At 38.2% G+C, this 15587-nt stretch carries 14 protein-coding genes; 1 reads left to right on the forward strand and 13 read right to left on the reverse strand.

The features are described 5' to 3' along the window. Window positions 1–57: 57 nt before the first annotated feature. The 13 genes from GN157_RS01615 to GN157_RS01675 all read right to left on the reverse strand — a co-directional run bounded on the left by GN157_RS01615 (window position 58) and on the right by GN157_RS01675 (window position 14235). Complete coding sequence (locus tag GN157_RS01615; RefSeq protein WP_157481383.1) at window positions 58–858, reverse strand: TIGR00266 family protein; 801 nt, start codon at window positions 856–858, stop codon at window positions 58–60. A gap of 60 nt (window positions 859–918) precedes the next feature. Beyond that, window positions 919–1719, reverse strand: coding sequence for an HNH endonuclease (locus GN157_RS01620; protein WP_157481384.1), 801 nt, complete (start codon window positions 1717–1719; stop codon window positions 919–921). Between the two features lie 204 nt (window positions 1720–1923). Continuing rightward, window positions 1924–2391: a hypothetical protein gene (locus GN157_RS01625; RefSeq protein ID WP_157481385.1), complete on the reverse strand. Its 468-nt coding sequence runs from the start codon at window positions 2389–2391 to the stop codon at window positions 1924–1926. 92 nt (window positions 2392–2483) lie between these two features. Then, window positions 2484–2861, reverse strand: a complete 378-nt coding sequence (locus GN157_RS01630) for a YchJ family protein (protein ID WP_157481386.1) — start codon at window positions 2859–2861, stop codon at window positions 2484–2486. A gap of 72 nt (window positions 2862–2933) precedes the next feature. After that, window positions 2934–3731 (reverse strand): hypothetical protein, encoded by a 798-nt coding sequence (locus tag GN157_RS01635; RefSeq protein WP_157481387.1) that lies wholly within the window; start codon window positions 3729–3731, stop codon window positions 2934–2936. Window positions 3732–3787: 56 nt separating this feature from the next. Continuing rightward, window positions 3788–5113 (reverse strand): glycoside hydrolase 5 family protein, encoded by a 1326-nt coding sequence (locus tag GN157_RS01640; protein WP_157481388.1) that lies wholly within the window; start codon window positions 5111–5113, stop codon window positions 3788–3790. A gap of 8 nt (window positions 5114–5121) precedes the next feature. Further along, entirely contained in the window at window positions 5122–6144 is a 1023-nt protein-coding gene (locus GN157_RS01645; protein WP_157481389.1) for a UDP-glucose--hexose-1-phosphate uridylyltransferase, read from the reverse strand. Beyond that, window positions 6137–7300, reverse strand: a complete 1164-nt coding sequence (gene galK, locus GN157_RS01650) for a galactokinase (RefSeq protein ID WP_157481390.1) — start codon at window positions 7298–7300, stop codon at window positions 6137–6139. The genes GN157_RS01645 and galK overlap by 8 nt, the downstream gene beginning before the upstream one ends. Window positions 7301–7309: 9 nt before the next feature. Beyond that, window positions 7310–8548 (reverse strand): glycoside hydrolase family 26 protein, encoded by a 1239-nt coding sequence (locus tag GN157_RS01655; RefSeq protein WP_157481391.1) that lies wholly within the window; start codon window positions 8546–8548, stop codon window positions 7310–7312. Between the two features lie 139 nt (window positions 8549–8687). Further along, a complete protein-coding gene (locus GN157_RS01660; protein ID WP_157481392.1) occupies window positions 8688–9860 on the reverse strand; it encodes an AGE family epimerase/isomerase in 1173 nt (390 codons plus the stop codon). Then, window positions 9860–11056 carry a glycoside hydrolase family 130 protein gene (locus GN157_RS01665; protein WP_317163495.1) on the reverse strand — a complete coding sequence of 399 codons (1197 nt, stop codon included), beginning with the start codon at window positions 11054–11056 and terminating at the stop codon, window positions 9860–9862. Before GN157_RS01665 ends, GN157_RS01660 begins: the two co-directional genes overlap by 1 nt. A gap of 40 nt (window positions 11057–11096) precedes the next feature. Further along, entirely contained in the window at window positions 11097–12950 is a 1854-nt protein-coding gene (locus GN157_RS01670) for a sodium:solute symporter family protein (protein ID WP_231749025.1), read from the reverse strand. A 103-nt stretch (window positions 12951–13053) separates the two neighbouring features. Further along, window positions 13054–14235, reverse strand: a complete 1182-nt coding sequence (locus tag GN157_RS01675) for a glycoside hydrolase family 26 protein (protein WP_157481394.1) — start codon at window positions 14233–14235, stop codon at window positions 13054–13056. 190 nt (window positions 14236–14425) lie between these two features. On the opposite strand from GN157_RS01675, the gene GN157_RS01680 reads away from it, so the two are divergent. Next, on the forward strand, window positions 14426–15301 hold the full coding sequence (locus tag GN157_RS01680; protein ID WP_157481395.1) for an AraC family transcriptional regulator: 876 nt from the start codon (window positions 14426–14428) through the stop codon (window positions 15299–15301). Window positions 15302–15587: the final 286 nt, after the last annotated feature.

Below are 15587 nucleotides of genomic sequence, written 5' to 3' on the forward strand. Positions count from 1 at the left end.
ACTGTTAAAATAAAAAAAGGGCTTAAAAAGCCCTTTTGTATATTATGATAATTATTATTAAAATCTGTTATCTCCGTCAAGCAGATTACCCAATCCGCCCAATATGCTTCCTTCACCTCTTTGCTGACCTCCGCCCTGTGGGGCCGATGCGTAAATTCTGCCAGCAAGCCTACTAAACGGTAACGACTGTATATATACCACACCCGGACCACGAAGTGTTGCATAAAACAATCCTTCTCCTCCAAAAATGCTGTTTTTAATACCGCCTACAAATTCAATGTCATAATGCACATCTTTAGTAAAGCCTACAATACAACCTGTATCTACCTTTAGTACTTCGCCAGCCTGTAGTTCTTTACGAGCCAGTGTACCCCCGGCGTGTACAAATGCCATACCGTCGCCTTCCAGCTTCTGCATAATGAAACCTTCACCTCCAAACAGACCTCTGCCCAGTTTTCGGGAGAACTCAATTCCTACAGAAACGCCTTTTGCAGCACAAAGAAAAGCATCCTTTTGGCAGATAAAGCGTCCACCGTATTTGTTTAGGTCAATAGGTACAATTTTACCCGGATAAGGAGAAGCAAAACTTACTTTTCGTTTGCCGTGGTATTGGTTTAAAAACACTGTCATGAACAGGCTTTCCCCTGTAAGCAACCTTTTACCTGCCGAGAACAGTTTCCCCATAACACCTTGTGTTTGGTTAGAACCGTCGCCAAAAATGGTATCCATATGTATACCGGTGTCCATCATCATAAAGCTTCCTGCCTCAGCCACTACAGCTTCCTGCGGATCTAACTCTATTTCTACATATTGCATTTCTTCACCATATATATGGTAGTCAATTTCGTGTGATGTCATTTTAAATTTATACTATTTGATTGATTATTATTAGATGTAAAAACATATATTTTGTTACATTTAATTCAAACTTAAATCTATACTATATAAATTACCATTCATTACAAATTTAATTTCATTTTTAGTCTTGATTTGTATTTCTACGTCTCCAAAATCAAATTCTTTATGATGATTAGGACACAGTAATAATATATTGTCAGGAGATTCCGGTCCTTTCTGTCTCTTTGGAATTATATGTGCTGCCTCTATATATTTAGTACCATCTTTTTTACGAATATATGTTTTACATATTTGGCATTCAGAGTTTCTTATAAACTTAATTAAAGCAATAATCTTATTATCTCTTTTATATACTTTATTATTAATAAAAACTGTTTCCGGCTCTTTAATATCTATTCCTTTAAGCTCTTCAACTATTTCCTGTTTCGTTCTTGTTTTGTTTAGGTAAGACAATATCTCATTCTGTTCTCTATCATCTTCTCCAGCATTAACCATATCTTGATTAACTATTAGTTCTTCGTACCTCTTTATAACCTTTCTCAAGGCTATTTTTGGGTCATTCTTAGTTGCACTATAATCTATATGTAAAACAAAAGCCTTTAATGCAACTTTTAACTGCTCTACACCAAAATCTTTATATATACCATATAAAAAAGTATTAAAATCTGATATTTTTAAAGTTCTAGTAAATTTTTCGCCTGCCATAATTTTAAAAAAAACGGACACCACAATTTTAGCAGAGCCTAATTTCATTCCAACTTCCTGATTGAGTTTATCTTCTCCTTCTTTTTTTGAAAATTGACCTTCAAAAGTATTTTTTAAAATTTCATAAATCTTAATCTGTTTTTCTGTAATTGTCATAATAGGTAAGGTTTAATTTTAACAAATATACAAAAGCTTTTAAAGCAGAGTAAAAGAAAAGGGGGCTTTCGCCCCCAATAACTAGTAACTATACACTTAAACACAATTTATGAAAACAATTTTGCTACCTGGACATACATCCAGTCGTAATTCCGTTCACGCCCCAGGCTTACCCAGCCTTCTTCTTCCCATAATTCCCACCATTTATTCTGCACTACCTCTCATGACATAGTAGTTAAAACATTTACTGAAATAATCGTGAACTTTATTTAATACACGTAGCACGCTGTCTTTAACTTTGACATGCGCCGTGATTTTAGTAACTTTTTTTGAAGTATCCCATGTGAGTGCAATAGGATAGGATATGGCAAACGTAGTAAGGTTTTTATTCCCTGTTGGTTTGGCTTTGCCATAAAACTCCTCTAATGACAACTGGGTGCATTGTCCCCATAGTCCGTCTATTGGTCCTGGGTCAAGTCCTTGCTCTTTTGCATACAATTGTATAGCACCTACCAGTTTTCTTTCGTCTTTCCAACTTTTAGGAAGATCTTTAAGCTTATCCAGCGCGGCATAGGTTTTTTTACCTGCAATGCCATCAATAGCTCCTGGATTAAGCTTTTTAAAAGTAAGGTAACGCTGTACAATCCTGATTATTTCGGGTGTGGACTCCATAATCTGTGGGATTTATATCTTAAAGTTAGGTTTTTTGTTTTTAAAAACCCTATTTAATTGATAAACAGCATAAAAAAGCGATAAAAAGCAAATTAATACTCCCCATCTACATAAAACCAGCTATCTCCCTGTTTTATAAAATTTGATTTTTCGTAGTGTATTTGCCCTTCAAGATTATTATCAATATAATACGCTTTGAACTCCACAGTAGTTTCGGTAGCTTTTAATAATTCAAGCTTTATCCACTGGTTGCTTCTGGACCATTCCAGCATAGCCGATTTGCTATGATGCCTTCTTTCTTTTGGCGCAGTGGTTATCCATAAATAGTCGGCATTTTGCACCACATACGCCGAATAACGGGAACGCATAAGCGCTTCGGCTGTCGGCGCTTTTTCGATACCAATAATATAAGGCTGACAGCAGTTAACAAATAACTTACCCGAACCACAATAACAATTTACTGAAGACATATTTTCCTATTTTGTACAAAAATAAAAAAAGGGCCGAAGCCCTTTTTATTTATTTTACTTTCAATTTCAATATTACCTATTGCTTATTGTATTGGTTAAACTTTGCTTAGTGTTTGTTTTTATTTCCACACTCATACCTTCCTGACTTATATTTAAAGTCATAGCAAGATCATTAGACAAGGAAAGAGGATATTTACTCGCAATATCATAAACCATTTTCCCTGTTCCGCCACCTTTTCCGTTAAAACCACCTTCGGCCAAATCAGCTCCAAGAGAAATATCATGTGTAACATCAAAATAAGCCTTACCTGCTTCAATCTTTACAAGCTTATAGGTTCCCTTATCCAACATATCAATCGCCCCTCCTCCAAAAGGCACAGAAGTAGGAATCTCTGCAACAAATGACTCCCCTACTTTTAATGTTTTTTCAGGAAAAGATATGTTTTTCATCATTTTTGTTATCAGGTCAAAAACTTGACCTTTCATATCTTCAGTCATATCCTCTGATTCAACAGATGTAAATACAGGAACAAGCTCACCCTCTTTAACAGTACCAGCTAATTTCATAGTGATTTCATTACTACTGGAATCCATTCCTTCCATATCCACACTTACACTTACTTCTGACTGCATCGTTAACGGAATACTACCTGCTTTAACCCCATCGGTTAAAATCAGATTATTAAAACTCATTTTCATTATCATGTTAGCACCTTCACCTCCATATGACATTTCCATTTTAGTGTCGTTACCAACTACCTGAGTATACTTTTTATTAGGCATATACTGTAAATCAAGTGTTACAGAATCCTGTGCTTTCATGGCTCCTGCCATAAGGAAAGCGGCAATAAATAATGTTGCTTTTTTCATGGTGTGTTTTAAGTTAAAGCTGCAAATATACATTAAAAAGGGCCTGAGCCCTTTTGTTATTTCTGTACTGCTTTATTGTACTCTTTTATAATGTTAAGTGTAGTAGTATCTGTCGCAAAAACCGAATTAAGCCCCTGTGGTTCCTGCGGAGGATCGGTAGTAAAATCATCTCCTTTATTCCACTTACCGTTTTCAGGATTGTTTTTACCTATACCGCCAAAACCCCAAAAGTTAAGTCCGGCAAAAGCTTCCTTATCTGTAACGCTTTGTTCTAATCTATCGAAAACCGACTTATAAAAAGTGTCCCTGTTTGCTACAGATGCCTTTTTATCAAGACTCTCCCCTTCACGCGGAAGTCCAAACTCCTCAAGCACTACAGGCTTGTTCAGCTTTTGCGCCACAGCGATATGGTCGTTAATATACTGTTGGGCATTAGTAATGGCAACAGGCAGGGTTTCTTCGGCATTTTCATACTTAAACCATCCCCAGTTTTTAGGCCATATATGCATTGTAAGATAATCTATTTTAGGATTGTTGTGCGTACGTTCATAAATAGCAATATCATCTGCCGAACCAGCCTTACCCTCAGACCCTGTACATATTAAATGATAAGGATCCAGTTCATCTATAAGGTTCACCACATCGTTAAGCCACAGGGTAAATTTCTCCTCATTATCTGCAGTGAACACCCTAGGCTCGTTTGCTACCTGCCACGCCATAATAGTATTGTCTTGGGTATACTTCTTATCGTTATAAGCGTTAGATCTTCCCAATATGAATTTTATATGGTTTTTAAAGGCTTCCATACAAGGCTCACAGCTATGAAATTGCTTGGTATACTCCATAAATTCAGGCCATGTGTGAGGCGGAACATTAGGATTAGGAAACTCCCCCTTACCGTTCCATTCAAGATACTGCGCCATACCACCGCTCCATTCCCAATTATTGGTAAGGTATAATACGGCATGCATATCGCGTTTTGCCATTTCGTTAAGTAAGTAATCCAGTCCGTCTAACAAGTTATTATCATATTGACCCTGTTCCGGCTGCAGTGCCGGGTTAACCGTAAAATCCTGAGTACCGGCTTCTGCCCCAACCAAAATACGAAGGTTATCTATACCGTACTCCTTCATCATATCCAGCTCTTTTGCCAGTCGTTCCCTGTCTCCGCCTTCTTTAGCAGCAATCAGCGTTCCGTACCAGTAATTGGTTCCTATATAACGATAAGGCTTTTCACCTTTGTACAGTTCAGTCCCTTTAACAGTTATTCTTTCGGGTGTAACAATCTCGGTTGTAGTGGCTGTGTCTTCGTTTTTTTCCTTTTTGTCTCCGCAGGAAAACAATAAAGGCAACGTAAGCAAGCCTGCCAGTAACTTATTCATATTATGGTTTAGTTTAGGTTTTTAAGTATTTGTGCTGCCGATTCGGGCGTTATGTCCCTTTGTGGCGTAGCCAGCATTTCATATCCCACCATGAATTTTTTTACCGTAGCCGAACGTAACAATGGCGGATAGAAAGCCATATGCCAATGCCATTCGTTATGTTCTTTACCATCGGTAGGTGCCTGATGTATACCCGCCGAATAAGGGAATGAAACATCAAATACCTTATCATATATCATGGTTAGCCTTTTATAGGTTTCGGCTAAAGCTGTTTTCTCATCATTGGTCATATCGGTAATTCTTGCCATGGCACGCTTAGGGATAATCATAGCCTCATAAGGCCATGTTGCCCAAAAGGGTACTACAGCAACAAAATGGTTGTTTTCAAAAATTACACGTTCGTCTTTTTGAAGTTCCTTTTGCAAATAGTCTGACAGTAATGTACTCCCGTGCTTTTCAAAATATTCCTGCTGCGAATGCTGTTTTTTTGAAGGCTCAACCGGAAGTTTTTGCGAAGCCCATATCTGTCCGTGCGGATGCGGGTTACTACAGCCCATTATCTCGCCTTTATTCTCAAATATCTGTACGTAATTAATTTCGGGGTCACTACCCAATGTTTGGTATTCCTCAATCCATAAATCGACTACTTTCCTTATGTCTTCCACCTTCATTTGCGGAACCGTCAGGCTATGATCGGGCGAAAAGCATATTACCCTGCAAATCCCTTTTTCTGATTCTGCTTTAAAAATATCGTCTTCAACAACATCAAAATCAGGTGAATGTTTTAATAGGGCAGAAAAATCGTTGGTAAAAACATATACGTCCTTATAATCAGGGTTTTGTTCTCCTCCCAAACGGGAATTACCCGGGCATAAATAACAACCGGGATCGTACTGAGGTCTTACCTCTGCCGAATGTTTCTCTACCTGCCCCTGCCACGGGCGTTTGCTCCTGTGTGGAGAAACCAGTACCCATTCTCCGGTTAAGGCATTATATCTTCTGTGTGGGTATTCGTTTAAATTCTTATCCATTTTTTATTACAGTAGCGCCATCCCCTATACTTACAGGATATACTTTCAGTTCTTTATTATATTGTTTATGATAACTTTCTCCTACCTGTTGGATTACCTCATCAACAGCATCTGTTTTTATAAGGTTAATGGTACAGCCACCAAAACCGCCTCCCATTAATCGTCCACCTAAAACATTAGGATTATCGCTTACTGCCGAAACCAGAAAATCTAATTCTTTACAGCTTACTTCATACAGGCCTCTTAATCCTGCGTGGGTTTCAAACATTTTTTGTCCAACAGCTTTAAGGTTCCCTGCTTCAAGAAAAGCAGCTACCTGCTGTACACGCTGGTTTTCTTCTACCACATAACGACAACGGTTATATACAACCGTATCATTTGGGTATACATACTTATCAAGCATTTCGAGAGATACATCACGAAGGCTGTCTACCAACGGTACATATTTTTTTACCATAGCCACACCTTCCTCACATTGTTTTCTTCTCACATTATATTCTGAAGATGCCAGGGAGTGCTTAACATCACTATCAAACAGCAAAAGACTTGCTCCTTCAAGTTTTAAGGGCTTGTATTCGTGTTCCAGCGAGCGACAGTCCAGTTTTATTAATGCATCTTTCTTACCGAATACACTGGCAAACTGATCCATTATACCACACTGTACTCCTGCAAAATTATGCTCGGCCTTTTGGGCTATTTGTGCCAAAGTGCTTTTATCCAAACCTGCATTAGTATAGGCATTTAAAGTTACCGCAACTGCACACTCTAAAGCTGCCGAAGATGATACCCCAGCCCCAATAGGAATATTGCCTGTAAAAACGGCATCAAACCCCTTAACCTGCAAACCTTTTTTAATAAAACCGTCTACTACACCTAAAATGTAATTAGCCCAGGTTTTATGGTCTGTTTTGGCTAGGTTTTCAATTGTTATCGAAAAATCCTGTTTCATGTCCAGGCTTTTCAGGTTAATGGTACTGTCCTCCCTTGGGGTAAGTACAAAGTACATTCTTTTATCTATAGAGGCAGGCATAACAAAACCGTCATTATAGTCGGTATGTTCACCCAAGAGGTTAATTCTGCCCGGAGCAAAAGAAACGATACTTGTTTCTTTAATAAACTGTTCTAACGATGCCGGAAGCATCTTTGTCTCTGTCATATCCATTTATTACTGTGGTAAAGTATACATATCAGGAATATCGTTTTGTAATACGCTTCCTGCTTTGTTGGCAAAAGTTACAAAATCCTGAGTATCTGTTTGTCCCGCCGGCGGAACATAATACCCATCTTGTGAATTTGCCCAAAACATTACAAACGCCAATTCCACATCATTGCTAGTCATTGCGCTGTAAATATAATCAGAAAAGAAATGGTCAATAGGACTATTTGAAGAATTTATTTGAAATCCGGTTTCTGTCATTGCTGCGATTTTAACCTTTTCTTTCGCCAAATCAGAAATCATTTTAAGTTTAGCATTTGCTGTTACTGCTCCTGCTGTGCCCTGATTGTTAAAATCACCATAGTTATCCATACCCAGTATATCCACATAGGCATCGCCCGGGTAACGGTTTAAATACTGACTCTCTGTTGTGTAGGAATTATCGGGAGAGTAGGCATAAATCACATTATGCACCTGTTTTGTATCTCTTAAATATTCTACCGTAAACTGCCATACCTGCTGGTATTGTGCCGGAGTACAGTAAGCACTCCCCCACCAAAACCAGTTTCCGTCAAACTCATGGAATGGCCTGAAAATTACAGGTATAAGTTTATCATTATTATCCTTTAGGTTAGAAAGTACACTGGCAACCTTATCCAGTTTAGCCTTGTAATAGTCGTGATTTAAACCTCCCGGAAGTAAACTGGGGAAAGCATTGTACTTTTGATAGTCGGTCATATCACTGGTATAAAAGCTCTCACCTTCAAAAGGTTCCCTTAAATGCCAACTGAAAATATTTACCATTCCCTTACTGTAAGCCTCCTTAACATCATCTGTAATCAGGATTTCCTGCTGATAGAACCAGTTATCAGGCTGTTCATTATTCTGATCATCAGTAATAAACATAAAATCAGACCCCAGCAAAGCCGGATCATTGCCTGTTGCCTTTTTCATGTCTGAATCTCCCGCATCATTATTATAAAAACCATTAAAAGCATCCTGCTGCCCTACTAAAAACTGTGTTTTTGAAAGGTGAAATAAATTGTAAAATAAAGCTACGGTTTCATCGGTAGCATTAGCATCCACCATATAACTGCGCACATTAGCTACGGTAAGTTCATCAACGGTTTCAACGGGCTCATCAATTGTTCCTTCTGTAGTTTTATTGTCACCGTCTGACGAACAGCTTATAAAAGTAATACATGTAAGAAACAATGCCGCAAGTGCTGAATTGTAATTCGATTTCATAGTAGTTTCGTTTAGGAACAAGTGGTTTTTCAGGGCAGAAAAACCACTTATTTTATAATGTGTTAGGTTTTTGAAAATTAAGATTTCAAACGTTTTCGAACTACTTGTTTTTTGTCAAAAAGACGTACTATTCCTTCAATTAAGGCAGTCTTTTAATAAGTTCAATACATGCCCTTGAGTTATGGTACGGGCATTTCCAAAAACCGGCCTTATCTTTTTCTATAAGCGAATAATCTTTATTCACGCCCCAAACCCATTCTCCGTTGGTTTTATCCAGTATATACTGCTGAACGAACTCCCAGTTCTTTTGGGTAAGGTCAAGGTATTTTTTATCGCCTGTTAGCTGCCATGCATTTACCAGTCCAATCCATAATTCTGACTGTGGCCACCAGTGTTTTTCCTCAATCATATGGTTGTTGTGCATTTCCAGCTCATACCACAAACCACCGTCAGTATCCAATCCTTCAAGAGCACCTTCGGTAAGTACCATAGCGTGTTTTTTATAGATAGCTGTAAGGCTTTCATCTTCTATAGCTTCAGCACACCATTGCAGCAACCAGGCTGCCTCAATATCATGTCCGTAAGAAACAACATCTTGCTTCTCTACCCATTCTTCATTAAAAAATAATCGGAGGTGTTTAGTATCGGTATTGATAAAATACTTATCTATGGTTTCGAGAAGATTTGCAGTTACCTGTTTCAGTTTTTCATCCTTCCATACCCTGTACAGGTTAGCATAAGCCTCTACAATATGCAGGTGTGTGTTCATGGTTTTCTTCTCATTGGCATCCTTATCACTAAGGCGCAAATCATCTATTGGCTGCCAATCCCTTGTAAAGGCTTCAAAGTAGCCTTTATGTAACGAATCAAAGCTGCATTCTTCTATTTTTTCATACAATGCTATTGCCATTTTAAGCGCCTCTTCATTTCCGGAAGCAGCATAAAATTCAGATAAGCCGTATATGGTAAATGCCAATGCATAAATTTGGTTTTTGGTATCGTTTGGAGTTCCATCATAATTCAGGCTCCAAAAAATCCCTCCATACTCCCTATCATAAAAATAACGGGTAATATAATCAAAAGCCCTTTCGGCCATTTGCAGGTGTTCCTTATTTTGAGTGATGGGATAAGAAGCAGAAAATGCCCATAAAATACGGGCATTTAGTACTGAACCTTTCGGGTCATTATATTGTTTAGTCTCTGTATAGTCAATGGTTCCAATAAAGCCTCCGTTCTTTTCGTCTATTGCATTGTTAACCCAATAGTCTAAAATTGAGCGTAGCTCATTGTGCATTTGTGACTTTAATTCCATTACAAAAACTTTTTGTTGTTTTCTACCTGAGTAATAATTGTATTTACCGATCCTGCTGATGTAAAGGTATCTTCCGGTGTGTTCATTACATAATCCACCAGCTTATCTACTGTAGAAACCGCCACGTGCATACGTGTATCTGAAGATGCATAGTATATATATACCGTACCGTCTTCATCTGCAGCCCAACCGTTAGAGAATAACACATTAGAAACATCCCCAACTCGCTCTTCTCCTTCAGGCCCCATAAAATGACCTGCCGGCATATGTGTTACTTTAGAGATATCGTTAAGATCGGTCATGAACATATATAGTGTATAGCGCAGTCCGGCAGCAGTGTTACGAACACCGTGTGCTAAATGCAGCCAGCCTTTCTCTGTTTTTATAGGTGCAGGTCCAAGTCCGTTTTTAAGCTCATATATTGTATGGTATACTTTACCACAAATGATTTTCTCATCCTGAACAACCGGATTTGTCATATCGTCAACAAAGCCAAGACCTATTCCGCCTCCGCTACCTACATCAATGAAACCGTCCTGAGGACGGGTGTATAATGCATACTTACCGTTTACAAACTCAGGGTGAAGCACCACATTACGCTGCTGCCCTGTATTTGACACTAAATCAGGTAATCTTTCCCAGTTTACCAAATCTTTAGTCCTTACAATACCCGCATTAGCAACTGCTGCACTGGTATCACCTTTTGGAGCATTAGGATCTTTTCTTTCCGTACAGAAAATACCGTAAATCCACCCGTCTTCGTGCTCAATAAGCCTCATGTCATACACATTGGTATCCGGCTCATCAAGCTGAGGAATTACACATGGTTTTTCCCAAAACTTAAAGTTATCTACACCATTAGGACTTTCGGCAATCGCAAAAAACGATTTCCTGTCTACTCCTTCTGTACGTACAGCCAAAATATACTTACCGTTCCATTTCATGGCTCCGGCATTAAAAGCTGCATTCATACCGATGCGCTCCATGCCAAACGGATTAGTTGCCGCATTAAGGTCATACCTCCATTCTACAGGAGTATGGGCTGCCGTAACTACAGGGTTTTTATATCTTGTATAAATACCATTAGTATCATCTACCGGGGTATTTTTTCTTTCAATCAATTCCTGATGTTTTTTAACCAGGGATTCATAGTTAGGTATTCTTACCTGGTTATTTGTAATCATCTCGCTAGCCATATAATAATCTATATTAAATTCAAGTTTTTGTTTTTTATTTTTAGAAGTCGGTAAGCCTGTTCCACCAGGTACGTTTCATTATCAGTACTATTACCATCATTAGTACCAGCACTATGGCAAATCCTGTCCATTTTGAAAGAATAAAATACATAGGGAGTAATGTTAACAGTATCTGTCCGGTAATACCCATGGCTACATTTGCCATGTTGATACCAAAGTTTTTATTTTCTACAATAGTTGGATCCTGAGCCTGAGCCGCCTCTTTAATTGGCTTCCAAAAGCCCCATGGCCTTACCGTTTTGTAGAAGTCTATAAGTGTTTCCTGATTTGTAGGAGGCGCAGCATAAGAACCTGCCACACAAGCCACAAACTGAATAATGATAAACACCGGGAAGTAATACAGCATACGGGTACCGTCAAAATAATCGGTCACACCGCTTACTGATAATGCCGGAGGGATGGCGCTGGCAATAATACCCGCAAGCATACCCCAAAAGAATCCGTTTGCATTAAAGCGCCACCAGTACCATTTAAGCACATTGGCACATACAAACCCACCATAAAGTCCGGCAGTAATAATATTAAAGATCATGTTTACATCTTTAATCAAAAGCCCTAGTCCAACACCCAGTATAACCATCACTGTACCCGACAGGTAACTCATAGTGATGATTTTTTTCCTGTCGGCATCAGGTTTTATAAATTTCAGGTAAATATCGTTTACTAAGTATGCCTGTCCCGCATTAAGCGTCCCCGAGAAGTTACTCATAAATGCTCCAAGGAAACCTGCCAGTACAAGCCCTACCAAGCCTACAGGAAGATACTTGTTAATTACAGCCGGCATTATACTTTCAAAGTTAATTCCGTCGGCAGTTTGCCCAAGGGTTAAATCTTTAAAGTAAAGTATACCCAGTATACAAAGTCCCATTGTCATAAAGTAACGGATAGGAAGCAGGATAATGGAAATGAACCCACTCATCTTACTGGCTTCTTCCGGAGACTTGGTACTTAATATCTTCTGGCAGTCGTAGTTTGGCGCAGGCCCGGCTAAGCTTTTAAGCACTCCCGAGAAGAACATCATCCCTACAATAGCCGAGAATAGTTTGTATCCGTCTTTTTCCAGTTTTACCTGTGCATCGGCAAGAATGTTTTGCCATTCAAGACCCAATTCCCAGCCAAACATAGGGCTATCCCACCCTACAGGCATCATATCTTTAATTGCTATTCCTGAATCAGCCAGATGCATCATAGCGATACTACCCACAAACAGTGAACATACAATCATAATCATGTACTTTATAAAATCGGCCAAAACGATACCATGCATCCCTCCTACAATACTGTAGAATGTAGCCACAAGACATATACTTACACCATAAAATTTAGCTGTAAGATCTTTTGCTTCATAAAGTGCTGTTTCGTATGCCGGAGTTCCAACCTGGAAAGCATCCACATGCTGATCCAGGAACGGGAATACCTCTTTTACACTTTCATAAGGAATAAATATCTCCAGAAACTCACCCACACCCACAAAGGCATAAGCCATATAGCCCACACATAGCATAAGCGCAAAAACAACTACCACAGCATGGCTTTGTTTTACCCCCTTATCACTAAGCCCAAAACGGGTACCCAGCCATTCGGCTCCGGTAGTAGCGTTACTTCTCCTTAACCACTTACTAAGGAATACCATAAGGAACACCTGATTGAAAACAGGCCACATCCATGGTATCCAAACACTTTTAAAACCATATAAAAAGGCCATACTCACTAAAAGCATAGTACCACTAATATCAAACATATCACTGGCATCACTTAGCCCAAGCATGTACCAAGGGAGCTTTTTACCTCCCATAAGGTAACTGTCTTTACTTCTCTTTGCACGGTTTTTCATGACAATACCTATAACGATCATCATTAAAAAATACAGTGCAATTATTGTTAAGTCTATCGCTGTTAATCTCATATCTAGAAATAGCTGCTATTACAGCTTTAGCTTATTGGTATAAATTCTCTTTAGTCACTTCTTTTTGGAACAGCACGCTATCCTGATTGTAGTATTCTACAAAATCGGCTTTGTATGCATGTCCGCTATATGGTGCATAGTAATGCATTCTTGGTGGATCCATATACTCGTTCCAACCGTGGTTTCTCCATAACAGCACATATGATATTTTATAATCACCTATTGCATTGGTTAAGATTTCTGTCCACCATTTTTCATAAGGTATAGCCTCATAACCTGTCTCGGCAAGAGCAGTAAGTTTACCGTGTTCATCGGCTGCCTCCTGCATTACACCAATTAAACTGTGTACGTTATCTGTATACTCTTTAAGCTTTTCGCCTTCACCCATTTGGTAAGCATCAAAACTCATCATATCCACATACTCATCACCAGGGTAGTACTCTAAAAAGTCGGCTTTTGCTTTCACATTAGCGTCCGACGTATTGTATACATATATAAGATTATGCACTCCTTTTTGCTCAAAATAATCTACCGTAAATTTCCACAATTCCTTAAACTGCTCAGGACTAGTAGTATTTTTACACCACCAAAACCAATCGCCTGTAAACTCATGGTATGGCCTGTATAAAATTGGCACTAAATTACCGTCACTACCTTTTAGAGAAAGGAAAAATGTTGCCGCATTATCCATCCAACCTTTGTAAACCTCATGTTTAGATCCGCCGGGAAGTACCGATGCTACCGTACCTTCAGGATTATCCCACGCATCTCCATCACTTAACGGGTTGTTTACATGCCAGCTTACGGTATTAACACCACCCCTGTCGTACACCTCCTTTATAAACTGCCTCATTTTATCAAAAGGCACTCCGTCAAGGTTTTTATCGGCATTGTTTTCTATCCTTCCTATATCCCATCCGTATACGGCAGGATAATCTCCGGTAACATCTTTCACATCGCTTCTACCCTCTTCATATTTCCACTCTACACCATAAGCAAGGTCGTCCTGATGACCGAACATATATCCCTTCTCCCTAAGTTTGAAAAGGTTTTTATACAAAGCAACCGTTTGTGCTGTAGCATTTTTATCTGCTAATACACCAACAGCCATTTCTTTTTCTTCCTGACTAGCCGTTACTTCTTCCTTATTGCCTGATTTCCCGCAGGAAACTACAGCTAAAGCCAGTAACAGTATTGATATCTTATTTTTCATTTAAATTTGTAGTTGGTTTAAAGAGAATGCTTTAAACTTGATAAATTCTTAATTTATTGACCTTAATATTTAACAAAGCACAATTTTAAACGTACTTTTTTGATAATGTCAAAGATAATTTTAGTCTTAAATTTAAGTTAATATTATTTTATCAATATTATATCATATAATTGCAAATAAAAACATACAAATGAACACTCAAAAATTTCACAGAGAAATTCCGCCACTATCAAAAGGTGATAGTTTCCTGGTTTTTGACAGGATTAAAGATAGTTTTGACTTCCCTATACATTATCATCCGGAGTATGAAATTAACTTTATACTTAATGGCAAAGGTGTAAAAAGAATTGTGGGAGATCATATAGAGGAAATAGATGATGTAGAACTCGTACTGGTTGGTCCAAACCTGCATCACGGATGGGAAATGAATACCTGCAAGAACAAAAAAGTACACGAAATAACCATACAGTTTCACAACGACCTGTTTAGCGATTCGTTATTATCACGACGTATAATGATGCCTATTAAGGATATGTTTAACCGATCTAACCACGGTATACTGTTCTCTAAAAAAACAGGCGAAGAACTGGCTAACAGACTTATAAGTATTTCTAAACTTGACGGAATGGATTATTTTCTGGAAATTATTTCCATACTCCACGACATGGCCAATTCCAGAAACCAGCGACTGCTCTCTACTTTTACCGTAGATCACGATACTTTTGAAGATGACGATAAAATGAAACTGGTATACGAGCACATACAAAAAAACTTCTCTAACAAGATTACCTTAGACGAAGTGTCTGATATTACGAGTATGAGTCCTGTATCGTTTAACCGTTTTATAAAAAAGCGAACCGGAAAAACATTTGTTAACTACCTTAATGATATAAGAGTAGGTTATGCTGCAAGATGGCTTATAGAGAAAGATTTGAGTATTTCTGAAATTGCATTTAAGTCGGGTTTTAACAATATTGCCAACTTTAACCGCATATTTAAAAGCATAAAGAACACAACTCCAAGCCAGTACAGGGATGAATTTTATGGCATGAAACGCTTTTTATAAACTAAAGCTGACTAAAAAATACACCTCAAAACCCTCGCTTTACGATATTTTAACCACTGACAGTCAATACATTAATTATCCTTATAAAAGTAAGTATATTTTTATGATATATTATTTACGCAAACGTTAGAGAAAATATTATCATTAAATGATAAAATAATATTAACAAACGCTTAACATCTCCCATAAATTTGTTTTTATCAATAAATGAACTCTAAAATTACCGAAAGCAAAATTAAAGTGTTTATTTATTTAGAAATTAGTAACTAACCTAACACAAATTAAT

It is taken from the genome of Flavobacterium rakeshii (assembly GCF_009741375.1).
Taxonomy (GTDB): Bacteria; Bacteroidota; Bacteroidia; order Flavobacteriales; family Flavobacteriaceae; genus Flavobacterium; species Flavobacterium rakeshii.

Excerpts from the sequence above, each read along its gene's own strand:
- GN157_RS01645 (WP_157481389.1), bottom strand. The coding sequence starts at position 6,144 with ATGGATAAGAATTTAAACGAATACCCACACAGAAGATATAATGCCTTA.
- GN157_RS01635 (WP_157481387.1), bottom strand. The coding sequence starts at position 3,731 with ATGAAAAAAGCAACATTATTTATTGCCGCTTTCCTTATGGCAGGAGCC.
- GN157_RS01670 (WP_231749025.1), bottom strand. The coding sequence starts at position 12,950 with ATGAAAAACCGTGCAAAGAGAAGTAAAGACAGTTACCTTATGGGAGGT.
- GN157_RS01660 (WP_157481392.1), bottom strand. The coding sequence starts at position 9,860 with ATGGAATTAAAGTCACAAATGCACAATGAGCTACGCTCAATTTTAGAC.
- galK (WP_157481390.1), bottom strand. The coding sequence starts at position 7,300 with ATGACAGAGACAAAGATGCTTCCGGCATCGTTAGAACAGTTTATTAAA.
- GN157_RS01625 (WP_157481385.1), bottom strand. The coding sequence starts at position 2,391 with ATGGAGTCCACACCCGAAATAATCAGGATTGTACAGCGTTACCTTACT.
- GN157_RS01615 (WP_157481383.1), bottom strand. The coding sequence starts at position 858 with ATGACATCACACGAAATTGACTACCATATATATGGTGAAGAAATGCAA.
- GN157_RS01655 (WP_157481391.1), bottom strand. The coding sequence starts at position 8,548 with ATGAAATCGAATTACAATTCAGCACTTGCGGCATTGTTTCTTACATGT.
- GN157_RS01680 (WP_157481395.1), top strand. The coding sequence starts at position 14,426 with ATGAACACTCAAAAATTTCACAGAGAAATTCCGCCACTATCAAAAGGT.
- GN157_RS01620 (WP_157481384.1), bottom strand. The coding sequence starts at position 1,719 with ATGACAATTACAGAAAAACAGATTAAGATTTATGAAATTTTAAAAAAT.
- GN157_RS01665 (WP_317163495.1), bottom strand. The coding sequence starts at position 11,056 with ATGGCTAGCGAGATGATTACAAATAACCAGGTAAGAATACCTAACTAT.
- GN157_RS01640 (WP_157481388.1), bottom strand. The coding sequence starts at position 5,113 with ATGAATAAGTTACTGGCAGGCTTGCTTACGTTGCCTTTATTGTTTTCC.
- GN157_RS01630 (WP_157481386.1), bottom strand. The coding sequence starts at position 2,861 with ATGTCTTCAGTAAATTGTTATTGTGGTTCGGGTAAGTTATTTGTTAAC.
- GN157_RS01675 (WP_157481394.1), bottom strand. The coding sequence starts at position 14,235 with ATGAAAAATAAGATATCAATACTGTTACTGGCTTTAGCTGTAGTTTCC.